The following is a 25032-nucleotide window of genomic DNA, read 5'->3' as shown; positions in this document are numbered from 1 at the left end:
CTGTGTTTTTATGGTCTTTTTCTTTTTTCTTGCTGGTGATAGGATTTGGCCTACATTCATTCTCTTCTTGCAGCACTGAGTAGTATATATTATCAGGGCTCGTTATTAATTGTTCAAATTCATCACTATTTTGGTTTTTTAACAGTTGCTCTAGGGTGTTTTTTGTATTTATAGGATATATTAATCCATCCATTTTCAATGCTTTCTCTTGCCGATCCACATTCTCATGGTCGATTGTATATTTATCTCTACTTGATAATCCGATCATGTGTAGTTTGCCAGCTAAGAACATTATATAGCTCTCTATTAACTGATTCTCACATATCTCTAATACTTCTCTTTTTACTGTTTTGTTAGATGACGAAAGTTCTTTATAGTGACTACCCAAAGAAAAGAACAATGCTATATCTTTATCTGCTTTTATGTCATGAATGGAATAATAGCTGCTGATAACGCACTTATTTAATGCAAATTCTCTGTCATATTTGTTTAATGTATTTCCTTCACTTAGTAACTTTCTAAGACCAATGAGTACTTTATTTTCAAAATCTTCTTCTGTTTTAAATATTGGTTCTCTCTTTGGATTTGCTAAGATGTTAAGTAAATCTAATTTTCTTCCATCTACTACTTCATTTATATATTCATTTAACTCAGATCCTTTAATAACTTCATATATTTTATCTATGACATCTTTAGTATTCAGGTTATTGTTTTCACTTAGAATTTGATAAGCTTGAGCATAAATTAAAAACAGCCCTTGTAGACTAAATTTTAAGTTAAAATATTTATCTAATGGTTCCTCTTTTTTTCTAATGAATTCAGACAAACCAAAATGATTTCTGTGATCCATAAAACGACCTAAGTCAGCATGTTGAAAGCTACCTAAAAAAATAAATAACGTCTCTAATAAATTACCCTTACCAACAATTTTTATTAGTTCTTCAATTTCTTTTATCATTGCTGAAACCTATAATGTTCTACTTTATAGTATAAGGGATACATGGCAAAATAGCAATAAATGTTATTAGACTTCTTGCATAACCCAAACTAAGTAGAAAAAGGTATAGCTATACCGCCGCGGCACTAACAAGAGATCCCGCTAACACGCAGCGGGATACTATCTACACCGTCATAAAACAATCCTACGTCATACCGCCGCGGCGCTAACAAGAGATCCCGCTAGCGGGATGAGGAGCTTATCTTCATGCTGCCACGAACTGTCATACCGCCGCGGTATCTCCAGATCCCGCTAACAAGCAGTGGGATGACGAGACTTATCTTTATGCTGCCGCGAACCGTCATACCGCGATTCATTCGCGGTATCTCTCAGCCACTAACAAGAGATCCCGCTAGCGGGATGACGGTTGTCGTTTAGCTACAAACATTAAGAAATTTACCAAACGAAAAAAAAGGCAAAAGAAGCCCCGTGGTTGGCTAATTACTTACATTATACTTTCAAGTATGGCGTTTTTTTATTCTAAACACTTAATAACCGCGATTTAGCTGCTTTTAAGCCGCAACTAATCTAAATTATAAACGTTAAGAAATTTACTAAACAGAAAAAAAGGCAAAAGAAACCCTAGGGTAGCTAGTTATTCACTATCCATTTTTTAAGTTGGCGTTTTTTAATGTTTTAAATGCTTTATAAGCGTATTTCAGCTTGTGTAGGTAAAAACCCAGAAATTTGATAAAGACATAGAGTGCACATAGTGCAAAAAATTAAACATGAGACGCCAGATACGTGAGTTTTTTTGTCATTTAATCTGTACAGAGAAGATAAATAAATAGCTTCAGTTTCATGATAAGGGGGCTGGCGGAGTTTGTCAAGCAAGTTTTTTCGTTTCTGTTATATGGTTATGCAAGAAGTCTATTGTATGTTTACATTCTGCATTAAAGCTTTTAGTTAAGAGCATATCCAACCACCGCCGATAACTTGCTCATCTTTATACGCTACACAGGCTTGACCTGGACTGATGCCAAAGTAATCGTCGTTTAAAATGACACAGGCTTCATTTTTTTCGTCAGTTGAATGTATTGTTGCTAAATTTCCCACATGTGATGATCTCAGCTTCACAGTTACTTCCATACCTTCCTTTGGTTGTTCTAACCAATTTAACTCCTTGATCAATATTTTTTTTTGCATTAATACGTTGATCGGACCTACTATAACCTCATTATTTTCTGTATTAATTTTTATCACATAAAGAGGTTCATTGTGTGCGATACCCAAGCCCTTTCTTTGCCCCACTGTAAAATTTACTATGCCACTGTGCTCGCCTAGCACTTTTCCATTAACATCCACTATTTTACCTTTCTGTACAGATTGTGGAGCTAATTTAGCTATTGTTTTACTATAGCTTTCGGAAACAAAGCATATATCTTGACTGTCCTGCTTTTCAGAAATTTGTAAGCTGAAATACTTTGCTAATTTTCTTATATCACTTTTATAGAACCCACCTAGTGGAAATCGCAAAAGCTTCAATTGCTCTTGAGTTGTAGCAAACAAAAAATAACTTTGATCTTTACTTTTATCAATGCTTCTGCACAACTTTACCTCACCATTTTTTTCTAACCTTCTCACGTAATGTCCTGTTACGAGCACATCCGCACCAAGATTTTTTGTAACTTGCAATAGATCACGAAATTTTACCGTTTGGTTACATCTCACGCATGGTATGGGAGTTTCCCCACGCATATAGGTACTCGCAAAATCCTCTATTACTTCCTTTTTGAATATTTCCTCATAGTTTAAAATATAGTGAGGAAAGCCAACACTTTCAGCTACACGCTTAGCGTCATAAATATCCTGTCCAGCGCAGCATGCGCCCTTTCTTGCGTTAGCATTACCGTCGGTGCCATAGAGTTGAAGAGTCACACCTACCACTTTGTACCCAAGGTTATGTAGCAGTGCTGCAGCAACGGAGCTATCAACTCCCCCGGACATTGCAACAACAGCCTTGGTCTGGTGCGGAGCTTTATCTTTTAGCAGAGGTTCTATTTCAAATTCTTTTAGCATAATCGCCTTAATTTATAAACACAAACTTGGTGTCATGCAAGTAGCTGACACTGGAATCTAGTTTCTATTACACAATTTCATCGAAACAGCATACTTGTTTATAGTCAATTTTTCTGGATCCCAGTGTTGGCTACTTGGATGACATCTTTATGCTTGAGGTAAAATTTGCTATAAAATTCGATGAACTACCTTTAAAAATAATTTAATCCTGCTTAAATAAAACATGGCCAAAATAATCCATGTTTTCAAGCACTTTTCCGCTACCCAGAGCAACACAACAAAGTGGGTCATCTGCAACACGAACCGGTAATTTTGTTGTTTCACTGATAACTTTACCTAGATTACGTAATAATCCACCACCACCGGATAAAACTATTCCTCTATCGACTATATCAGAAGAAAGTTCAGGTGGAGTGCTCTCCAGCGCAGTCTTAATAGCAGAAATTATCTGATGTACAGGCTCTATTAAACTCTCTGCAACTTGGTATTCTGATAAAAGCATTTCTTTTGGCATGCCACTCACTAAATCCCTGCCCTTAATTATCATTCCCTCTTTGTTATTTTCACCTGGCAGACTGGCTGAACCTATGCTTTTCTTAATTTTCTCAGCGGTTGTTTCACCGATTAATAATTTATGATTTTCACGAACATATGACTTTATTGCCTCATCCATAATATCGCCACCTACTCTGGCAGAACGTGAATAAACAATTCCGCCTAAAGAAATAATTGCAACTTCAGTTGTACCGCCTCCTATATCAACAATCATAGAACCCTCAGGTTCAGTAACCGGGAGCCCAGCTCCGATTGCTGCAGCCATTGGTTCTTCAATTAAAAATACTTCATTTGCACCAGCACTTTCTGCTGCATCTTGTATAGCACGCCTTTCAACTGGCGTGGATCCAGATGGAACGCATATGATAATATTAGGTTTATTAACAGTGAATTTTGTGTTTGCACTGCGTATGAAATATTTTAGCATTTCTTCCGCACTTTTAAAATCAGCAATAACTCCATCCTTTAAGGGCCTTATCGCCTCTATTTCTCCAGGCGTTTTCCCAAGCATCATTTTAGCTTTTTTACCAAAAGCATAAGGAACGTAACTTCCTTTTTCTTTTATTCTTGCTACAACTGAAGGCTCATCAAGCACTATTCCCTGATTTTTCTGATAAACTAAAGTGTTTGCAGTACCAAGGTCTATAGCAATATCGCTAGCAAACAAACCTTTGAAAGTAAAAAGGCTATAAAACTTTCCGGTTAATTTTCGAACAAAATTCATACATAACTCAAGAAAACCATTTATTAAGACAAATTATACTTTTCAGATAAGTAGTAAGTAACACACTCAACGTCTAAACCCTTACCTGTTACTTTTTTTAGCAGTTCCAGGCCACACTTTGCACTGTATATATTTTGAGATAACCAACTGATAAGTAAACTAAAATCTCCTTTTATTATAGCACTTAATGATTCGTAATGATTCTTTTTAACGCAAGAGAAAATCTGCACAGCAGCAATTAAAGCAATAATTTTTATAGGAAAGTAGCCCATAACACCGCTTGCCCAATATTCATCTTGAAAATAAGTGTTTAGCTCATTTTCAGCTTTTACTGGAATTTTATAGTGCTTCATACCTTCCAGCCACGCATCATGCAGGTCTTTGACTTCCAATGTACCATTTATTATATCTTGTTCTAACCTAGTTCTCAACATAATATGAGCTAACAGACTAAATTCATCTGCATTTTTTAAAAAAGAAGAAAGGTTTATTTCATTGAAAATCAAGTACAAATTTTCAACACTGCTAACTTTCTCGTTAGTTTTGCCTTTTATAGCAAATTTCTCTTTTATGTGTGGTTGAATAAACTCAATAAATTCTCTGGATGTTCCAATCATCCTTTCCATGAATAACCCTTGAGTTTCATACATAACATGTCTCGTAATTGGACTACTTATAGAATTTTGCGCTAAACATTTTTGATAAATTGCATAACCACTATGCCGTAAAAGTGAAAATAAACCATAACAAAAATCAGATTCATCATAATCTATAGGGTAGTAATAAGAAGTACGAATCTCATTTAGTGCAATACCCATTTGCTGTAAACATAATGAGCCAAGTTCAATCTGTTTCTGAGTAGCAACTTTTTGTATATTAGTAACCTTATCCTTTTTCTGCTTTTCAATTATTTTATCTACATTTTCGCTAAAAAATTTGCCTACCTTGGGGAATACTTCCCTTATATTCTTTTCTGTGATATCAGAGTCATAGTCAGCAAGCAGTGAGTCGTATTTTGAGCATTTTAATTGCTGCGATTTTATAGAAGCTACTTCGCGAATGAGTGTGATTAAATCAGTAAAACGTTCTTTTAGTTTTTCTAAGTTACTGGTTTCAGAATGAGATAGCTTCCATAAATTTTGGCATTCAACCTTAGCTTTGGATAAAGACTTTACTAAATCAATAGGAACAGCACTGTTGCTTTTATGTATTCTCTCTATTAACTTTAGCTGCTGAGTATTTGCACTTTTTTTGTTACCAAGAGCATCTGCTAATGATTCCTTTATTGCGTCATGAGAGATAATTTCATGTCTGATTTCTTCTAGAAGACTCATTTGTTCAACTTTGTCCTCTATATTCAATNNGCTTTGGTTTAGTACTTTTAGCGTATTTTCGATATTCTTTACCCTATATAATACTTCCTCTAAAAACTTATAAGATTGCATATTTGTTCATTATTTTAGAAAACATCTGTTTAATACCGTAATAGATTAATANNAAAGTTAAAAGTATATTTGCTTAAAGTACAATAAAAAATTGTACTTTTTATTCTTTTATTGGATTTTTCTACTCAGAGTCCAGCATATTATAGGAAAATTAATTGTAAGGTTGTAGAAAAAGTATTTAGTATTTTATTTCTCTTGACTATATTACAATATGGAGAGATATTAGCTACTGAAATTAAAGTTACGCACTATTTAAAATTTATGGAGGTTTAGTAATGTGGAGTAGACTGGTTATAATGTGCTGTTTTTGTTTATTACTTACTGGTGTAAGTTCTTGCCCAAAAAAAGGAGCAAATACAACAAATAAAATAAATTCTGTTGTTAAGCAGATAGGTGATAAAAGAGTTTTCTTTGGTTATGATGAATCTAGTATTGCTGAAGTAAGTGCAGATGCATTACTTGACGTAATGGAGGTGTTACAAGATAACCCTGACGCGAAGGTTACTTTAACTGGTCACACTGACAACCGTGGTTCTCATGAATATAATCTTGCGCTAGGCGCTAGAAGGGCTGATGCAGCTAAAAAATTTATGGTTAGTTGTACACCCTACATAGAAAACAGAATAAAAACTGCTTCTAAAGGTGAAACTGAGCCTTTGGTTAATGTAAAAGATGATTCTAGAAATTCTAAATATGAAAAAGAGCATGCTAAAAATCGTAGAGTGGAATTTTCATTTTCTGGAATAAAGAAATAGTTTCTTGCATTAAAACCTGGATCCCAGTGTCAAACACTGGGATGACATAAAGAAAGGGCACTGGGGTAGACAAAAAAGGACAAACTTGTCATATTTCGTTGCTTGTTAGCGGGATCTATATATACCACAAATAAGTCGCGGTATGACGTAAGAGATCTGACCTTTCTGGCCATCAAGAGACATAATGGAATTAGAGTTATTATTTCAAAATGTGGTTAATAGTTTTGCTTTCTATAACAATCAAGTTGCAGTTGCAGTATCAGGTGGTGTAGATAGTATAGTCTTACTGCACTTAATGACTAACTGGGCAAAAAAAAACAAGCTTTCACTTCCTATAGCATTAACAGTAAATCATGGATTACGTCCAGAGTCTCAAAAAGAAGCTGATTTTGTTGTAAGTTATGCAAAGGAACTTGGAGCAAAGGAATCGTTCATATTAAATTGGGAGAAGCAAAATATTAAAGGCAATATTCAGTTACAGGCACGAAAAGCACGGTATAAGTTACTAGCAGAGTGGTGTAAAAATAATAATGTTAAATATTTACTTGTTGCTCATCACAAAGATGATCAAGCAGAAACGTTCTTGTTAAGATTAGAGCGAGGTAGTGGCGTAGATGGATTATCATCAATGGACTACAAGTCTTTCCTAAATGGTATTTATATATTTAGGCCATTGTTAAATTTTAGTCGTAGTGAAATAGAAAAGTACGCTAAGCTTCATCGGTTAAAATGGATCGAAGATAGAAGCAATCATGACTTAAAATACAGACGAACTTTATACCGTAACTTACTTAAAGCAAGTGATAATCAAGAGATTTTAACAGAGCGAATATGCCTCACAGCCCTTCATATGAAAAGAGCTGCAAAAGCGTTGATGCACTACACACGCCTTGCGTTTAATGACTGCGTTAATGTGCATGATCTTGGTTATATTGAAACTAAACTAAGTGAATTTTATCAATTGCCAGAGGAAATAGCCTTGAGGCTTCTTCTTTACTCTATAATGGCAATTGCCAGTAAACATTATAAACCAAGGTACAGCAGCCTCATTGCAATATTTAATAGAATATTGCAAAAGGATAGTAATGTTAACTGTACACTTTCTGGGTGTAAAATAAGAAAGTATGGAGAAAATATCTTAATAATTAGAGAATCGTCAAGGATACAAGAAATTACCGTAAACCTACCTTTAAATGAACCTACCCAATGGGATAACAGATTTAGCTGCACAATACTCGGAAATCAAGGGTGTTCAGTTATCATCGCTCCATTAAAAAAAACACAAAAAGTTCCTGAATTTCTGAAGGATTACAACTGCTGCCCTGAAGTTTTCTACTCTTTGCCTACAGTACAAAAAGATAGCAAGGTGCTTGCTTATCCTGATGTAAATTATAACGGAAAAAATACCAATGACGATAAGGTTCAATGCATTATTAATAGCACGATAAAACAAAATTTGGTAAGCTTGATTAGTATTTAGTTAGAAATAGAAATGAAAAAATTTTTAGAAGGCTTATTGATCTGGTTAGTAATTATTGTTCTTATTTCAGTTGCTTATATTCAATTCAGCGGAAATGTAGGTAAAAGTAAAACAATTATACCTTTTTCGGAATTTTTAACTAGACTAGAAGACAATGATGTAGAAAATATTGTCATAAAAAACCAGAGCATTGAAGGCAAGTTCAGGGACGGTTCAAGTTTCAATTCAAGCGGTGTCATATATAGCGACCTAATAAAAAATTTACATGATAGAAAAGTGAGATTCTCCTTTTCAACTGGAGATTCTGCCATGAACGTAATTGGTGGATTACTTATCTCATGGGTCCCAACATTTATCTTTATTGGCTTTTTGCTATTCTTTCTTAAACAAACACAAGCGAGAGGCAACAGCACTATAAGCTTTGGCAAGTCAAGGGCTAGACTCATGACTAGTGGAAAAAAAGTAACATTTGATGATGTTGCTGGAATTGATGAAGCAAAAGAAGAGCTAGTAGAGATCGTTGATTTCCTTAAACAAAGGCAAAAATTTCAAATATTAGGTGGAAAAATACCAAAAGGGTGCCTTTTAATTGGCTCTCCTGGAACTGGTAAAACTTTACTTGCTCGTGCAATTGCAGGAGAAGCTAATGTGCCATTCTTTAGCATTTCTGGATCTGATTTTGTTGAAATGTTTGTTGGTGTTGGTGCGAGCCGTGTTCGTGATATGTTTGATCAAGGCAAGAAAAATGCTCCTTGTATAATTTTTATAGATGAGATAGATGCGGTGGGTAGACATCGTGGCATTGGTCTTGGTGGCGGCAATGATGAAAGAGAACAAACATTAAATCAGTTATTAGTTGAGATGGATGGCTTTGAGTCTAATGAAGGTGTAATAATAATTGCTGCGACTAACCGTCCGGATGTCTTAGATCCAGCACTGCTTAGACCTGGTCGTTTTGACCGACAGATTACTATTTCTTTACCCGATATAAATGGGCGTGAAAAGATATTAAATACTCATATAAAGAAAATATCAATAGCACCAGATGTAAACGTGAAAACAGTTGCAAGAGGAACACCAGGTTTTTCAGGGGCTGATCTAGCAAATTTGGTGAATGAATCTGCACTTATCGCTGCAAGAAGAAACAAGAAAATTGTTACCATGGATGATTTTGAATATGCACGTGATAAAGTAATGATGGGCGTAGAAAGACAATCCCTAATTATGACAGAAGAGGAAAAGAGACTGACTGCATACCATGAAGCTGGTCATGCGATAATTGCGGTTAATATGCCTGCTTCTGATCCTATACACAAGGCAACAATCATTCCAAGAGGTATGGCCTTAGGTTTAGTTATGAGACTACCGGAAACAGATAGAGTGTCCCACACAAGAGAAAAGCTGATAGCAGATATAACTGTTGCCATGGGTGGCAGGGCAGCAGAAGAGTTAATTTTTGGCTACGATAAAGTTACAAGTGGCGCGTCTTCTGATATACGACAAGCATCTAACATAGCACGTGCTATGGTAAAAAAATGTGGAATGAATGATGAGATAGGGCTAGTGTATCACAATCGTGAGCAGCAAGATCCACAACATCCTCATATGACATCTGAAGATACGCTAAAGCTCATAGATGAAGAAGTGAAAAAAATCATATCTTCTTGCTATGAAAAAGCAAAAGACATTTTGACCAAGCATAAGAAAGGCTTAGAGCTTATTGCTGAAAATCTACTGGAGTTTGAAACTTTAACAGGAGATGAAATAAAGGATATACTAAACGGAAAAAAAATTGTTAGAGAAGAAAATGAGAAAGTAAAAAAATCCTCTCTCTATGAGAGTTGACCTCATCTTAAAAATGCTAATCAGCTAACGCTGCAATAAAACATTCAGAATTGTAACTGTCAATATAAATTGTATTAAAATATTCATAATATTGCATTTTCATCACAATAATGCTATCATTCAGTTAGTATTAATGTTTAATGAGGTGTGAGTAATGATTGATATAGCTTCTATTGGTGTAAGTACAGTTATTGATCAGAATTATAGAAGAAAAGCACAATTATGTTTATCAGGATTATTTGTAACTGTGTCAATAGCAACTGTTACCTGGTTTATTTTCCCTGCGTCACAAAATGTATTAGCTCCGTTTTTACTTCCGGCTATGTTCTTGCTCTTCACTTTATCGATGGGTTATTACATGTTCATATTTAGTTGTGAAGAAAAATCTTTGGTAAAGAATGTTCTTGGTATGGTTGAACCGGCTGAATCGGTAAAGAGAGTGCATTGCCAAGAAAATATTAAGTCCTTATTAGCAGAAGTGAGAAGTACTACGAAAGATAGGTTTCGTAACGTGCTTGTTAATCTTTGTTTTGAAGATCGTAGTAAAGCACACAAACTTGCATTATATGTGAAAGAAATTGACGATATTGTGTCTTCAATAAAAAATAAAGACCTCTTAGACCATTTTGATCAATTTTTTACTATTACTGAAGTAAGCAATAAAAAAAATAGAAGTGAATTAATGAACCTCGCAAGGGCATATAAGATGATAAGTGAAGAAGATCCAGACAAAATACAGGATTTTTTAGCTACTCAAACAAAAAGTTATTCATATGAAATAATGTTACCTGAAATTGATAATTTTCTATCACAAGCTAGGTGACTTTATCAATAATTTCATTGTGTACGTGATTATCATTTTTTGTTTCAATTCCAGTGATAACACTGCACCTAACGGGCTCTTTTATGGCTATTTCCTGAAATCCTTTTCTGACCTTATTGTAAAAATTAACATCCATTTCTTCATATTTATTCTTGTCTTTTGCTCTATTTAACCCAACTTTAACATCAATATCTAGAATGAATGTAATATCTGGATATTTAATTTCCACTAGCTTATGTAAGTCCCTTATTAGCCCTAAGTCAACTCCAAACCCATATCCTTGATATGCAATAGTTGAATCAATAAACCGATCACAAATCACTATTTTTCCTTCTGCAAGAGCTGGTAATATTAATTTTTTCATATGTTCGCGCCTCATCGAGATAAGTAGCAAGAGTTCAGAAATAGAATCAATATTATTCGTTAACAATACTCCTCTTACCTTCTCTGCAAAGTTAGTGCCACCTGGTTCTCGAGTCAATACCACATTATTTTCGCCGCGAATTTGCTTAAAATGATTTGCAAGTAGCTTAGATTGTGTTGTTTTACCAGAGCCGTCTATTCCTTCGAAAGTTATGAACATAAGTTTTATAATTATAATACTAAAAAAGAATATGCAAACAGTATACATAGAAACCGTTTGACATTTAAATAATAAGACCGTAAATTACATGTGGTATAATAATAGTCTATGGTTGCTCTGAATACTCCTAAAGTTGATTTTAGTTTTACTGCAAAAGATTTTAATCTTTTGGGAGTAGACAATAAATATTATGCATTAAGTGACTGTTGTGGAAAAAATGGTCTTATTATAATGTTTATATGCAATCACTGTCCTTACGTTCAGTCAATTATTAGCAATCTGGTAAGCGATGTTGATCAATTGAAAAAAGATTATCAGGTAAACACCATTGCAATAATGCCAAATGATGTAAATGAATATCCAGAAGATTCCTTTGAAAATATGATTAATTTTGCCAAGGAAAATAAGTTTATATTTCCATATTTAATTGATAGTACACAGAAAATAGCTAAAGAATACGGGGCTGTTTGCACTCCTGACTTTTTCGGCTTTAATTCCAATTTAAACCTTTGCTATCGTGGACGTTTTAACGACACAAAAAAAGAAAAGGTTCAAAGCTATGAAGTAGGAAGTAGTGACTTATTTCAAGCTATGAAATTTATTGCAGAAACTGGTAATTCTCCAATTGACCAAAAATCAAGTATTGGCTGCTCAATTAAATGGTCTAATTCTACAGGTTAAATATCATGCACAGTGGCTCTCAGCATTTGTTTGATATTATAATTTTGCTTTCTGCTGCTGTGTTTATAGTCATAGCATTTTGGAAAATGAATATTAGTCCAGTGCTTGGTTACTTCGTTGCAGGTGCAGTTATTGGTTCTCACGGATTTAATCTGATACACTCAGCTGAAGCAATGGATAATCTTGCAGAATTTGGTGTAGTTTTTCTATTATTCATTATAGGCCTTGAATTGACATTTGAACGCCTGATCGCTATGCGTATTCATGTATTTGGGTTCGGTTCTCTTCAAGTTATAGTTACCATGGTAGCAATATGGTGCATCGCTCTTGCTTTCGGAGTGAATACGAATATAGCAACAGTTATTGGTGGTGGGCTTGCGCTATCCTCAACAGCAATAGTGTTGCAGGTTCTGCAAGAAAAAGGTTCTCAAGCAAGTCAGGTTGGTAGGTTGTCGATAGCAGTGCTATTAATGCAAGATTTTGCAGTGGTACCATTAATAGTATTGGTACCTTTACTTACTGGCAATTCTGAGCACAGCCTGATAAGCTCATTGGCAGGTTCATTGGTGCAAGCAGCTATTGCATTAGTGCTGATATTTATAACTGGTAGATTATTGCTTAGACCTTTATTTTCGGTTATTGCTAAAATGGAAAGTAATGAGATCTTTATATCAACAACGCTTTTAATAGTATTAGGAGCAGCATTTATTACTGAGCAATTCCATTTATCGTTAGCATTAGGTGCATTTGTTGCTGGATTGTTAGTTGCAGAAACAGAATATAGACACTCAGTAGAACACGCAGTATTGCCATTTAAAGATTTGTTTCTTGGCTTATTTTTCATGACTGTTGGTATGTCCATCAATACCGAACTTTTACTCAATAAGTTACCACTAATTACTTTATTATCGATTATCCTTATCGTTTTAAAAACATCTATTATATATATATTGTGTAGATTTTTTGGGTTTAAGAGTGCACCTGCTATACAAGCTGGGTTACTGCTTTCACAAGGCGGTGAATTTGCGTTTATTTTGTTTCGCTTAGCAGATGAGCTAAATGTGCTACCAAGTGAAATCGCTCAAGTACTTATGATGGTAACTACAGTAACCATGGCTTTCACTCCTCTTTTATCGGGGCTTGGAGATTGGATAGCAAACTCATTTAGCACTGAGAAAACAATATTAGATGATGAAGCTGTTGAAACAGATACACAAGATCTTTATAACCATGTGATAGTTGCTGGATTTGGTAGAGTGGGATATATGGTAACAAAAATGCTTACGGCAGAGCATTTAAGTTACGTTGTTGTAGATATTCAATCGAAAATAGTCAAAGAAGGAAAAAGTGATAGTTTTCCTATATATCTTGGAGATGTTACAAGATGTGAAATTTTAAAATCGGTAGGAATAGAAAGAGCTCAAGCTCTCGTTATTTCAATAAAGAATGAAGTTACTATAAAAAAAGTTGTTTCTTTAGTTGCAGCAAATTTTCCGCATGTAAATATTGTAATACGCTTACCAGATCTGAGTAATGTGGAGGTTTATAGAGATCTAGGAGCTAGTAAAATTATTCCTGAAACATCTGAGATAGGATTGCAGCTAGGTGGAGCTGCACTGAGCCTTAGTGGTATTAGCGAAAGTGGAGTTACGTCTTTAAAAAGTAGATTCAGAAAAGGCAATTACAGTATGTTAAAAGACCTTGGTAGTGATAAAGATGAATAACTACTTCTCTAATTTTATGTACAGAAAGCTTCAAGCTTTATTGAGGTTTTGCCTATAGTAAATTACGCACATAATCAACCAAATTAAGGAAAGTGCAAACCAAGTGATTGCATATTCCAAATGCTTCATTGGCTGTATAGCTACTTTGCTGCCAAAATTGTTCGGCCACAATACACACTTCTCTAGCTTAATACCTAACTCATTGGAAATTTCTTCTGTACTCAGGGTAAACCATGTATTCGAAGCAGTATCGTTCTTGATAAACCAATTTTTACTTTTATTGCTATCGCAATATAAAATTCCATCTGCAACTACTTTTTCAATTTTTACTTTTTTCTCCTTTTTTTCTCCGACTATTCCTTTATTCACCAACATGTAACGTCCAGTGGTGAGCAACATAGGAGACAGCACGTGATAGCCGTGTTGCCCTGCAAAAACATATAGTTCTATGTCACTTAGAATCCCATCAATCTTGACATGCCTATAGTTAAATTTTTCAAGGTCGTTATTGGGCAACAGATGAACAACAGGAAGACTCATATTTTTGATAATATTATTCTTCCAGTTCAATCTGAATACTTGCCATAATCCTAATAAAAAAAGGAGCAAGCAAGGTACAATTAAAATAAATACTATTTTTTTTAACACTCTATATTTGTGTTCTTAAATAGTTTTCAACACCCATTAGTTCAATAAGGTCAATCTGTTTTTCAATCCAATGGAAGTGCTCTTCTTCATTTTTTAACATCTCTTCTAATAACATTACACTAACAAAATCTTTTTCTTTCTCAGCGATAGAAATCGTTTCTTTGATATCCTTAATACCTTTTCCCTCTAATTTCAAATTAGCTTCTAAGATTTTCCGTATTGTGTCTTTTGTAAACTTTCCATCATGCTTTGATATTTCGTTTGTATCCTGAAAATTTGGAACTCCTTTGAATAACAAAATTCTTTCTGCCAACTTGTTTGCATGTTCAAGTTCTTCGTTAAGCTCATTTTTTACCTTTTCTGCAAATCTATTAATTCCATTGTTTTTGAGAATCGCAAAATGCAAAAGATACTGGCGTACAGAAGTTAGCTCATTGGTCAATAATTTGTTCAAATGTTTTACTATCTCTTCATTCATAATCTTCCCTTAGTTCAATTCATCAGCATAATTTATATGATAACGATAGTTATAGCAACTCATTTAATATTTCCTTTGATAACAACCGTATTAAATAGCATGTCGTGGTATGTCTGTTTTTTCTTAGAGAAGCAAGCAACTAGATACCAGCAAAGAGTGAGCAGCACCGTTAATATAGTGAGTAGCACTATTAATATATCGAAAGCGTTTATTAACACGTCCTGTTCTTGGAAAAGCTCGATGAGGATAACTATTATGTTATATAATAGAGAAAGAAAAAACTGAGAAATGCTTCTATCAAATGCTAAACTCAAATCTATTTTAGAACCGTCCAAGCTTATGGTATGTATGTTCATTAATTGCTGACCAGGAGTTGCTTGGGCTTTTGAAGATATAAAATATGTGAAGTAACTGCAATCTATACACATAGATGAAATTAACGGAAAATTCTTTAACAATAGTCTGATTAATAAGTTTGGAATTAATAAAATTGCTCTATCTATCAAATATGCGCAAAAGCGTCTTATTATACTGGCAATCTCTGTAACAGTGGTCATTACCTATCTTCTAAATACTTTATTATAAAATCTGTAAGTTTATCAAAATGTTGAAAACATAACAAATCTTCATAACCGCTTATTGATTGACCGTATATAATAGGTAAACAATTGGCATTTTGTGCACACAGAACATCTGTGATGCTATCACCAACGAAAAACACATTTTCTCTATTTATAGGCAACGTACTCTCTTCTAGTGCAAATAGCAGTGGGGTTGCAGATGGTTTATCTTCTGCAGTATCGCATGACCCAACCACTCTTTCAAAGTAGGAATCTAGTTTAAAATAGGCAACTTCTTTACGTAAATTAGTATTTTTCTTATTACTTACTATTGCTAGATAAATATTGTGGCTTTTCAGTGTCTGCAACATTTTCTCTACTCCTTGATTCAAAGCAATGTTTTGCAATAGTGCATCATCTAAATATTGTTGATATATCTGATTCGCTTTTTTCCACTGATCGCCAAATAAATTGACCATATAGCTCTTTCTCGACTCATGGGAATTTCTATCAGCAGCTTTATTACTATACCCCATTGAGTTTATGGTATGCTTAATAGCATTAAAAATATTATCTTGAGTGTCAACTAAGGTATTATCCCAATCGAATACTACTGCTAATGAGCTATCTTTCATCTCTTATATAATTATACATTTTAACTTAATAAGTAAATAGCATTTTAATGAAAAAGATATAAATAGGACGCCCTTGATAAACACTTTTTACCACAAGTTATGTTAACTGTTTTTTATATAATTAGCTAATATACTGATTATATGATATGTTTTAATAGGTAACAGGTATGGCCCAGACATCTAAAGAAAATGTTGAAAAAAAGTTTAAAGATGTTTTTGAACGTTCTCCAGGTGCTTTTCCAGAAGGTACCTCATTAGAAAAGAAGGTTAATTATATCGCAAAAGGAACAGAGGCTCTAAAAGCTGTGAAAAGTAAGGAGCTTGAGAACAAAATGAAAAACGTTGCAGAATTGAGTCAGAAATTTGAAAGTCAAAAAGGACGTGCAGATGAAAAAGTACGTCAAGATTTTGAAAGAATTGCTGAGCTTGACCAACAATATAAAGGGAAGGGCATCTTCACAAGTGAAAAAGTTGCAGAGCCAAAAAGTGACAAAAAACTCCAAGACACTCCGAGAAAAACTACAACAGCAGTTAAAGACCTTGAACATAATACACAAAAAAAGACTACTGAAGCTTCTGTGCAAACAGCATCAGAGCACGATTCACAAACCGTTAATCCCTCAGTAAGCAAGAGTTCTGTAAAAGAGAAGCTTAACACTGAGCCGGACAAAAAAGATAACACGCCTCAACCACAAGAAAATCAAAAAGAAGAAGGGTTTTTGAGTCTTCTGAAGCGCTTTGTTAAGAAAATATTAGAAAAATTTTTAGGTGAAGGTGAAAAGGATGTAGAGAATGCTCGTGGCATGAAAGAAGATGCTCAAAGAGATACGTCAAATAACGAAGAGCAACAAAAGAGTAAGCAGCTTGATGAAATTTTAAAGGATAAAAGTGTAAGCGAGGGTTTGAAGCAGGCAACAAAGCTTGAAAACCCGGCAATAACGCCTGTTAATACTCCTAAAGTGAATGAAGTAAACACGGGTCGTGAAAGGTGATCCGCTTTCAAGCTTCATTATACCGCCACAAACCGTCATACCGCCGCGGTATCTCATCCGCTAACAAGTAGCGGGATGACGATTGTCAGGGTGTCATCCCAGTGTCCCTATGATGTCATCCCAGTGCCCTGACTACTTGGATCTAGCAAGCTTTGCTTGCAAATAAGTCTAATACGCGTCGCGTTTTATGCCAAAACACAATTGGAGTTACATGCAAAATAGATCCCAGTGTCAGCTACTCGGATGACAAAAAAAGGAGCACTGGGATGACACCATTTGTTGTATTTAACAAAGTTCGTACTTAGCTTCATGTTAGCTATAAACATTAAGAAATTTACCAAGCGAAAAAAAAGGCAAAAGAAGCCCCAGCTAATATCTATTTTAGAACATTGGCGTTTTTTAAGTCTTAAACACTGCAATTTAGCTGCTTTTAAATGCAACTCACCTTAGTTTAAATGTTTAAGAAATTTACTAAGCAGAAAAAAAGGCAAAAGAAACCCCGTGTTAGCTAGTTGTCACTCCCTAATCCTGCAAATTGGCGTACTATACTGTCTTAAACGACTTATAAGCGCGTTTCAGCTTGTGTAGGTAAAAACCTAGAAATATTGTGAAGACATAAGGTGCACATAGTGCAAAAAATTAAAAATAAGACGCCAACTACGTTGTTTTCTTGCTGTTTAATCTGCACAGATGAAGATAACTGAATACCTTCAGTTTCATGATAAGGGGGCTGGCGGAGTTTGTCAAGTAAGTTTTTTCGTTTCTAACGGTTGTTGCCAAAAACTATGCAAGAAGTCTATTGACAGGTGATTAAATTATAATGTAGCCTATCGCCGTATATCCGGGGGTGGGTTGTTGTGAGGCTTTTTCACTTTTTATTCTTGTTAATGTGTTTTTCTCTGTATTACTATGCGGGTTTTATATTTTCGCCCTGCCCAAAAGCTACGGTTTGCTTTTCACCTGGAGAAGATTGTGCTGTACCGATAATCAACGTAATAGATCAGTCTAAAAAATCTATCTTAGTTCAAGAATATACATTTACTCTTGGAACAGTTGCAAAATCTTTGATTAATGCTAAAGAACGCGGTGTTGATGTTAAAGTCATCTTAGATAAATCGCAACTCTACTCAAAATATAGTGTTATAAATGAATTATTTTCAGGTGGAGTACCAATTTGGATCGATGATAAGCCAAAGATTGCTCATAATAAGATAATGATTGCTGACAATCAAAAAGTCATCACAGGGTCATTTAACCTTAGTAAGACAGCTAAAAAAGGAAATGCTGAAAATTTATTAATTATTACAGATTATCCTGAATTGATTCAGCAGTATGTGAAAAACTGGGAGGCACGAATGTCACAATCTTACAAATACGCTCCCAACTAATCGAGAGCGCTTGCTCAAAATCAGTTTTAAAAACAGCAAGGGAGAGCTTTTTTGATTGATTGGCATAATGATTATGATATAATGAACTAAAAATTTAAGGAATAAAGTAATGGATTATATAAATGATGCTGCCGGTAGCTACACTGCTATTCATGATTTTTTTCAAAACAACGGTGTTGGAGATTACAAAGTTCAATGCAATTATGGTGGGGTGCCGTATGCTACTGATGAGTACGTGCATTCTGGCGATAAATTTTGGAGTAATAATTTCATAGACTCACATTTTGGCAGGGAAATAAAAATGTATCCTCAAAGTGAACTTTTAGCTAAAGAATATGCTGGAAATACGTTGCCAGTTTCAATATCACTAGATAACGATTTAATAAAAATGAAGGAATGTCAGAAAAAAACGAAATTTGTGGAACTAGAAAGGGAGTCAGGTGATTTAGTGCATGATAAGCAAAAGTATGTAAAGTGTTACACAACAAAGCTATCATATGATGATGTACATATTTACAATAACGATAAAGTTTCAACATTTAGCATAAAATACGACGTGCCAAATGATCCGAAATACAGTTTAAATATAACATTTACAAAGGTTAATGATAATAAACCAGGATTTTGGCAGAAATTTAAAAATATGTTTTAACGTGACCATTCACTGGTTTTTACTCAATCAACCAACAACAGTTAATATCAAATTTTTATAATTAAAAAATATGCTATTTTTTAAAACTTTCATTCTCATTGACTCTGTCAACTTCACAAAACAACTCTTGGACCAAATGTATCTGGCATAACACCTTTTGGTAACTTGCTACTTCTTTTTTTCCGCATCTCCGACAACAGCCATTGATATTCCACTACATAAGGCTTGATTTTTGGTAAATCAACTTTTTTATGAATAATACTATGCTTCTCCTTAAATTGACCATTTACCCTAAACGCTATTAGCTTCCTTAAAATTTACATTAATGCCTATTTTGCCTAAACTGAAGCGTCTTTTCCAATTTTTTCTAGCATCAACTCAGCAGCTTTTTGTTCAGCAATCTTTTTACTAGAAGCGCATGCAGAAACTTTACCATAATCTTCTATGCAAACTGATATAGTAAATTCAGGATTGTGCGCTGGTCCAGTTTGTTTTACAAGCTCATACTCTGGTAAAGGCAATTTGTTTTTCTGAGTCCACTCTTGCAGTGAGGTTTTAGGATCTTGAGGGGGGTCAAGCATGCCTTTAGCTAGCTTTTCCCAATATTGGATAATAAATTTTTCAACATTTTCAAGCCCGCCATCAATATAAATTGCACCTATTAGTGCTTCAAGCGAGTTTTCTAAATTTTTTAAGTTACATCTCCCTCCATTGCAGCGTTCACTATTATTCATGATGATAAAGCTGCCTAATTTTATTTCTTTAGCAACATTAGCAATGGTGTTGCCACAAACTAAATCCGTCTTTCTTTTTGCCAATGCTCCTTCTTTTTCTTCAGGAAATAGTTTAAACAGTGTGGCAGATACAACCATATTCAAAACACTATCGCCCAAAAACTCTAGTCTTTCGTAGCTTACAATCTGGTTTTTGCTATTCCTTTTATTTACGCTTGGGTGAGTTAGTGCCTCTTCTAATATTGCATAATTTGTAAATTTATAATCAATGATCTTAGATATTGCATCATTCAAACTCTTCATACCCATTATTTAAAAGAAAAGCACTTTCTACCACCTTTATACCAGAGAATTAGTTTTATTTTATTAAAATAATACCACCAACTTTCAAAATTAATGTATACAACCCACCACCTCATTAATGTTACTAAATCCATCTCTCCTTATTAGTTCTGCAAGTTCTAGATTAATTTTGTTTACAACTTGAGGTCCGTGGTATATGAGAGCAGTGTACAACTGCACCAAAGAAGCTCCTGCCTTTATTTTTTTATATGCATCAGCACCACTTGAGATTCCTCCGCACCCTATCAATAATATTTTGCCCTTAGTAAATTTGTACATATCGCCCAATAACTCGGTTGAAAGTTTAAACAGCGGTTTGCCACTCAACCCACCACTCTCATTATGGTGAGAATGCAGATTATCTCTACTTACCGTAGTGTTGCTTACTGTTAATCCGTCAATCTTATATTCCAACGCAAGCTCAGCGATATTTTCTTTCGTTTGCTGATCTACATCTGGTGAGATTTTTAATATTATTGGTATGGATTTAGAATTATCAATTGATTTTCGGGTTAGAGTTACGGATTTCAACAATTCCGATAATTCTTGCTTATTGTGCAGATTGCGTAAATTAGGCGTGTTTGGGGATGAGATGTTCAGCACTATATAATTGCTCTTTCCATATACTATCTTTATTAAGTCAACATAATCGCTGATTTGGTCCTTTGATGTACTGTTTTTTCCTATGTTGATGCCAAAAATGCAGTCATCAAGCTTGGTTTCACCTATTTGTTTAAGAAAATAGTCTATTCCTTTATTGTTAAATCCCAATCTGTTAATTACCCCTTGATCTTTAATTAACCGAAAAATTCTTGGCTTTTTGTTTCCATATTGTGGATTACGAGTTACAGTACCAGTTTCAATAAACCCAAAACCAAATGAGAGCATAGGCCTTATAACTTCTGCATTCTTGTCAAAACCTGCAGCCAGACCTACGGGGCTTCTGAGCTTATTACCAAAAAAATTCACACTCAAAGATTCTGGTAGCTCTATAGGATTCTTATAAGGCATTTTCTTTAATGCCATAATTGCCAAAGAGTGAGCAACTTCGGGCGGTAGTAAAAATAGTAAATTACGTTTGTAAAACACTTTGCTTATTTTTAGTTTATTTTTTACCATGAAACGCTATAAGAGTATAACCATAACTTGAAAAGAAATTGATTTTACTATGGACAAGCTTTCTCTATAGGTTACACACTTAAAGCTACTGTTAACTTTTACAAGATATAGAGAATGAAAGAGGCCGGGACCGGAATTGAACCGGTATAAAAGGATTTGCAGTCCTCCGCATAAGCCATTCTGCCACCCAGCCGTTTTTTATGTGTAGATATCCATTATATCTTTTAGCATAGATAAAGCCTCCTCCCTTTTGCGTTGAAAAGTGTTACGTCCAATGATTGAACCATTACCGCCACCCTGCTTAATTTCTTTCGCTTCATTGTATATGTTATCTACTTCCTTCGATTCACCACCAGAAAAAACTACTATTCTTTTCCCTGCAAAACAAGACCTTTTAACATATTCAATTCTTTTAGATAATGATTCAATATTTTCTGTTTCTATTTTCTCCCTTTCCAAATATTTAGTTGGAAGTTTTACTTTTATTATATTAGCGCCAAGCAAAGCTGCCATGTGCGCAGCATAGGCAATAACATCAACTGCTGTTTCACCTTCTTTGGAAATCCCTTCACCGCGTGGATAAGACCATAGCACTACTGCAAGTCCATAAGATTTGGCTTCAGCTATGATTCCACGGGCTTCCTCCATCATATCGAAACACTTAGCAGAACCAGGATATATAGTAAATCCGACAGCTAAGCATCCCAAACGCAGCGCATCTTTCACAGAAGAGGTTATTGCCTGATCAGAGGTTAGATCCTTTGAATGTAAAGAGTTGGAACTATTAAGTTTCAAAATAAGTGGGAGCATTCCAGCATAAGTTGCAGCACCAGCTTCAATCATACCAAGTGGAGCAGCATATGCACTTACTCCCGAATCAACCGCAAGCTGAAAATGATAATGTGGGTCATAAGCATCAGGGTTAACTTCAAAACTTTTAATTGGACCATGCTCAAATCCTTGATCTACTGGCAGAATCACTAACTTGCCAGTGCCGCCAAGCTTTCCATGCATGAGAATACGAGTAAGATTTGCTTTTACCCCAGGGTTTTCACTTTCGTAGTAGCTTAGGACTTGTTTTACTTTATCACTTATCACTATAATTCAAATTGAATTTAAGTTATAGATTGTAACAAAGATGAAGTTCAATACAAGGATTTTAAACTATATCAAAAGCAATTTTATTTTCTACTTTATTCATATAGATTCTTAATTTCTTTCCTTTTATTAATTTACGATTCAGTATTTCTTCCGCTAAGTAACTTTTTATCTCTTTTTCAATAAGTCTCTCTATCGGACGTGCTCCCATTTCCTTACTATAACCTGTTTGTGCAAGATAAGATTTCACTTCATCTTCTACCAAGCAGTTTATGCCTTTTTGCGTCAGCTGCTTTTTCAGTTCCTGAATAAATTTATCTACAATATGCAGAATTATATCCGCATTTAAGTCAGAAAAAGAAATAATCGCATCAAGACGATTACGAAATTCAGGGCTAAAAACCTGTTCTATCGCTTTTTCACTATCACCAGTGTTAAATTTTTTATGCCCAAAGCCAACAAAACTTTTGCTGCGTTCAGCTGCTCCTGCATTAGTTGTCATAATTAAGATTATATTGGAAAAGTTAACTTTACGTCCGTAAGTGTCTGTAACGCAACCATAATCCATAATTTGTAGCAATATATTATAGATATCGCTATGAGCCTTTTCAATTTCATCAAGCAGCACAACACTATATTGATTATTAGATACAGACTCTGTGAGTAATCCACCCTGATCATAACCTACATATCCAGGAGGAGAACCAATCATCCTTGATATCGTATGAGACTCAATATATTCGGACATATCAAAGCGTATAAGATTCATGCCCATGCTTTCTGCTAATTGTTTTGCTAGCTCGGTTTTACCAACACCGGTTGGCCCTGCAAAAAGATAATTTGCTAAAGGCTTATTGTAATTTCTCAACCCAGATTTAGCAATTTTAATAGAATTAACAAGAGATTCTATTGCCTGCTCTTGGCCAAAAATCACCTTCTCTAGATTAGCTTTTAAAGACTTTACTTTCTGCAAATCATCAGATTCAGATCCGCAAGGCACATTTGTAATTCTAGTAATGGTATTCTTAATATCTCTACTATTTACAATTTTACCCCTGTTTCTTAGCAATTTACAATATGCCCCTGCCTCATCAATAACATCAACCGCTTTATCAGGTAATATTCGCCCAGTAATATACTTATGCGAAAGTTCAGCCGCAGACCTAATGGCATTCTTTGTATAATATACTCCATGATACCCTTCATAGTAGTGCTTTATACCATCTAGTATCTTTATCGTTTCGTTAACAGAAGATTCCTTAACATTAATTTTTTGAAACCTCCTCGCTAATGCTTTATCTTTTTCAAAACTATTGCTGTATTCTCTATATGTAGTTGCACCTATACAACGCAGTGTACCTCTTGCAAGCGCAGGTTTGAGTAGGTTACCTGCATCAAGAAAGCTACCACTTGTAGAACCTGCTCCAATGATAGTGTGTATTTCGTCAATAAAAAGGATAGCACCTGGTTTTGCCTCAATCGCTTTTATTATAGATTTTATTCTCTCTTCAAAATCACCTCTATAGCGTGTCCCTGCAAGGAGTGACCCTAAATCCAAAGCATAAATTATACTGGACCTGAGCGCACTTGGAACACTGTTTTCAATGATTTTGAGTACCAAACCCTCAACTATTGTGGTTTTGCCAACACCTGGATCTCCAACATATAAAGGGTTGTTTTTTCTACGCCTCAATAATATTTCTATAGTGCGATTTAATTCATAATCACGACCAATAACATAATCTATTTTTTTGCTTCTTGCATAGTCATTTAAATTTTTACAATAACTTTGTAGAATTTCCTCATCTTTTAGTAGCTCACCTTTATTTACTGTAGTAGGAGCATCATTATTTTTATCAAGTTTTACTTTATGATTAGTGGTGTATTCATCTATATCGTTAGAGTATTTCATGTTAGATATGTGGTAAATCAAATTGGAATCTTTCGCACTTTGTTTCTGCAATAGATCTTCAACGTATAAATCTTGCCCAGACAAAATTTCTACTAGAACACTTGCTCCATTTATTTCTTTTTTCCCCAAGCTATGAGCCCGTATTATTGCTCTGTGTATTATGCATTGAAACATTGAGCTAGGTTTAACTCCACTGATAATCAATTCAGAACTGCTTTGTAAAAACCCTTTTATATTATTATTATAATCATTAGCCTTAATATTGCATCTTGATAGAATGTTATCCATACTGATGATTTCATCGGCTCTGATATTACATCTTGATAAAACGTAATTTACATCCACGTCTTTAGTTAACGCCAGCAATAAATGTTCTACTTTCGCATATTTAAGATTAAAATTAGAAGCAATGAATAGTGCTCTATTCAAACTTGCCTCTAAGTTTTTGGAAATCATCTCCTATTCTCTTTAAAAGTGGGAACTCATATATAATGAATAGCACACAATTATTAAAAAAATTGAAATCCAGCAGTTCGCTGTAGCCAATTTGAATCCCACTCTGGATCTACGTCATAGCACCGCAATATCTCAGCATAGATTCCGCTAATGAGTAGCGGAATGACGAGTTTTACGCTTATCAAATTGTAGGTAAATCCTATTTAATACGCTTTTTCTAGTACTCTGCTTTTCTTCTTAAATGCATTGATCTTTTTTCTACCGTATTTAGTCTTTAACGTACTTGGCCTTTTAAAGACCTTTTTGCTGTTACGTTTTTTAAATTGCACACTACAATCAAAATTTAGCTCTCCTTCTTTGTCTGCCAGTGCAGGCAGTCTTCTCTTA

The 25032-nt window shown here is 34.6% G+C and carries 22 protein-coding genes, 1 tRNA gene and 1 pseudogene; 9 read left to right on the top strand and 15 right to left on the bottom strand.

Features of this window, described 5'->3' with window-relative positions:
- The 4 genes from WG67_RS05485 to WG67_RS05470 form a co-directional block, all read right to left on the bottom strand.
- Nucleotides 1-958 (bottom strand): WD1261 family protein (locus WG67_RS05485; RefSeq protein ID WP_458694938.1); only part of this gene is annotated, 958 nt, incomplete at its 3' end.
- Between the two features lie 945 nt (nucleotides 959-1903).
- Nucleotides 1904-3016, bottom strand: a complete 1113-nt coding sequence (mnmA, locus tag WG67_RS05480) for a tRNA 2-thiouridine(34) synthase MnmA (RefSeq protein ID WP_070357015.1) — start codon at nucleotides 3014-3016, stop codon at nucleotides 1904-1906.
- A 202-nt stretch (nucleotides 3017-3218) separates the two neighbouring features.
- Complete coding sequence (locus tag WG67_RS05475) at nucleotides 3219-4295, bottom strand: rod shape-determining protein (protein WP_070357014.1); 1077 nt, start codon at nucleotides 4293-4295, stop codon at nucleotides 3219-3221.
- Nucleotides 4296-4318: 23 nt separating this feature from the next.
- Complete coding sequence (locus WG67_RS05470) at nucleotides 4319-5740, bottom strand: gluzincin family metallopeptidase (RefSeq protein WP_070357013.1); 1422 nt, start codon at nucleotides 5738-5740, stop codon at nucleotides 4319-4321.
- 275 nt (nucleotides 5741-6015) lie between these two features.
- Between WG67_RS05470 and WG67_RS05465 the strand changes: the two genes are divergently transcribed.
- The 4 genes from WG67_RS05465 to WG67_RS05450 all read left to right on the top strand — a co-directional run bounded on the left by WG67_RS05465 (nucleotide 6016) and on the right by WG67_RS05450 (nucleotide 10643).
- A complete protein-coding gene (locus WG67_RS05465) occupies nucleotides 6016-6495 on the top strand; it encodes an OmpA family protein (protein ID WP_010081889.1) in 480 nt (159 codons plus the stop codon).
- A 184-nt stretch (nucleotides 6496-6679) separates the two neighbouring features.
- Nucleotides 6680-7975 carry a tRNA lysidine(34) synthetase TilS gene (tilS, locus tag WG67_RS05460; protein WP_070357012.1) on the top strand — a complete coding sequence of 432 codons (1296 nt, stop codon included), beginning with the start codon at nucleotides 6680-6682 and terminating at the stop codon, nucleotides 7973-7975.
- A gap of 12 nt (nucleotides 7976-7987) precedes the next feature.
- Nucleotides 7988-9820 (top strand): ATP-dependent zinc metalloprotease FtsH, encoded by a 1833-nt coding sequence (gene ftsH / locus WG67_RS05455; RefSeq protein WP_070357011.1) that lies wholly within the window; start codon nucleotides 7988-7990, stop codon nucleotides 9818-9820.
- Nucleotides 9821-9974: 154 nt separating this feature from the next.
- Nucleotides 9975-10643 (top strand): hypothetical protein, encoded by a 669-nt coding sequence (locus WG67_RS05450; protein WP_010081999.1) that lies wholly within the window; start codon nucleotides 9975-9977, stop codon nucleotides 10641-10643.
- Here the strand turns inward: WG67_RS05450 and tmk are convergent.
- A complete protein-coding gene (tmk, locus tag WG67_RS05445) occupies nucleotides 10636-11226 on the bottom strand; it encodes a dTMP kinase (protein ID WP_070357068.1) in 591 nt (196 codons plus the stop codon). The genes WG67_RS05450 and tmk overlap by 8 nt on opposite strands.
- Before the next feature lie 108 nt (nucleotides 11227-11334).
- Here tmk and WG67_RS05440 point away from each other — a divergent pair, with 108 nt between their 5' ends.
- Nucleotides 11335-11907 (top strand): thioredoxin family protein, encoded by a 573-nt coding sequence (locus WG67_RS05440; protein ID WP_010081997.1) that lies wholly within the window; start codon nucleotides 11335-11337, stop codon nucleotides 11905-11907.
- 5 nt (nucleotides 11908-11912) lie between these two features.
- Nucleotides 11913-13631, top strand: a complete 1719-nt coding sequence (locus WG67_RS05435) for a monovalent cation:proton antiporter-2 (CPA2) family protein (protein ID WP_010963130.1) — start codon at nucleotides 11913-11915, stop codon at nucleotides 13629-13631.
- Between the two features lie 30 nt (nucleotides 13632-13661).
- On the opposite strand, the gene WG67_RS05430 is transcribed toward WG67_RS05435, so the two are convergent.
- From WG67_RS05430 to WG67_RS05415, 4 genes are read right to left on the bottom strand one after another with little or no spacing between them, the layout of a single operon-like run.
- Nucleotides 13662-14279, bottom strand: a complete 618-nt coding sequence (locus WG67_RS05430; protein WP_070357010.1) for an SURF1 family protein — start codon at nucleotides 14277-14279, stop codon at nucleotides 13662-13664.
- 1 nt (nucleotide 14280) lies between these two features.
- Complete coding sequence (gene bfr, locus WG67_RS05425; protein ID WP_010081932.1) at nucleotides 14281-14757, bottom strand: bacterioferritin; 477 nt, start codon at nucleotides 14755-14757, stop codon at nucleotides 14281-14283.
- Nucleotides 14758-14816: 59 nt separating this feature from the next.
- Nucleotides 14817-15314: an RDD family protein gene (locus WG67_RS05420; RefSeq protein ID WP_010081931.1), complete on the bottom strand. Its 498-nt coding sequence runs from the start codon at nucleotides 15312-15314 to the stop codon at nucleotides 14817-14819.
- Complete coding sequence (locus WG67_RS05415; protein WP_010081930.1) at nucleotides 15314-15952, bottom strand: HAD family hydrolase; 639 nt, start codon at nucleotides 15950-15952, stop codon at nucleotides 15314-15316. Before WG67_RS05415 ends, WG67_RS05420 begins: the two co-directional genes overlap by 1 nt.
- 167 nt (nucleotides 15953-16119) lie before the next feature.
- On the opposite strand from WG67_RS05415, the gene WG67_RS05410 reads away from it, so the two are divergent.
- The 3 genes from WG67_RS05410 (at nucleotide 16120) to WG67_RS05400 (ending at nucleotide 18984) form a co-directional block, all read left to right on the top strand.
- Nucleotides 16120-16944 carry a hypothetical protein gene (locus WG67_RS05410; RefSeq protein ID WP_070357009.1) on the top strand — a complete coding sequence of 275 codons (825 nt, stop codon included), beginning with the start codon at nucleotides 16120-16122 and terminating at the stop codon, nucleotides 16942-16944.
- Between the two features lie 857 nt (nucleotides 16945-17801).
- Nucleotides 17802-18332 carry a phospholipase D family nuclease gene (locus tag WG67_RS05405; RefSeq protein WP_010963125.1) on the top strand — a complete coding sequence of 177 codons (531 nt, stop codon included), beginning with the start codon at nucleotides 17802-17804 and terminating at the stop codon, nucleotides 18330-18332.
- Between the two features lie 109 nt (nucleotides 18333-18441).
- Nucleotides 18442-18984, top strand: a complete 543-nt coding sequence (locus tag WG67_RS05400; RefSeq protein WP_070357008.1) for a hypothetical protein — start codon at nucleotides 18442-18444, stop codon at nucleotides 18982-18984.
- A gap of 338 nt (nucleotides 18985-19322) precedes the next feature.
- On the opposite strand, the gene rnc is transcribed toward WG67_RS05400, so the two are convergent.
- The 6 genes and pseudogenes from rnc to WG67_RS08855 all read right to left on the bottom strand — a co-directional run.
- Entirely contained in the window at nucleotides 19323-20021 is a 699-nt protein-coding gene (rnc, locus tag WG67_RS05395; protein ID WP_006279914.1) for a ribonuclease III, read from the bottom strand.
- Nucleotides 20022-20111: 90 nt separating this feature from the next.
- Complete coding sequence (locus WG67_RS05390) at nucleotides 20112-21179, bottom strand: quinone-dependent dihydroorotate dehydrogenase (protein ID WP_010082053.1); 1068 nt, start codon at nucleotides 21177-21179, stop codon at nucleotides 20112-20114.
- Between the two features lie 121 nt (nucleotides 21180-21300).
- Nucleotides 21301-21372 (bottom strand) — tRNA-Cys (locus WG67_RS05385).
- A 5-nt stretch (nucleotides 21373-21377) separates the two neighbouring features.
- Complete coding sequence (locus WG67_RS05380; protein ID WP_038228077.1) at nucleotides 21378-22274, bottom strand: class I fructose-bisphosphate aldolase; 897 nt, start codon at nucleotides 22272-22274, stop codon at nucleotides 21378-21380.
- Nucleotides 22275-22338: 64 nt separating this feature from the next.
- Nucleotides 22339-24645, bottom strand: coding sequence for an AAA family ATPase (locus tag WG67_RS05375; protein WP_070357007.1), 2307 nt, complete (start codon nucleotides 24643-24645; stop codon nucleotides 22339-22341).
- A gap of 203 nt (nucleotides 24646-24848) precedes the next feature.
- Nucleotides 24849-25032 (bottom strand): annotated as a pseudogene (locus tag WG67_RS08855) (DEAD/DEAH box helicase); the annotation flags it as partial.

This window comes from Wolbachia endosymbiont of Drosophila incompta (assembly GCF_001758565.1).
In the GTDB taxonomy this organism is placed as follows: Bacteria; Pseudomonadota; Alphaproteobacteria; order Rickettsiales; family Anaplasmataceae; genus Wolbachia; species Wolbachia pipientis.
The sequence above is the reverse complement of the archived record's forward strand: the minus strand, read 5'-3'. Positions and strand labels throughout refer to the sequence as shown.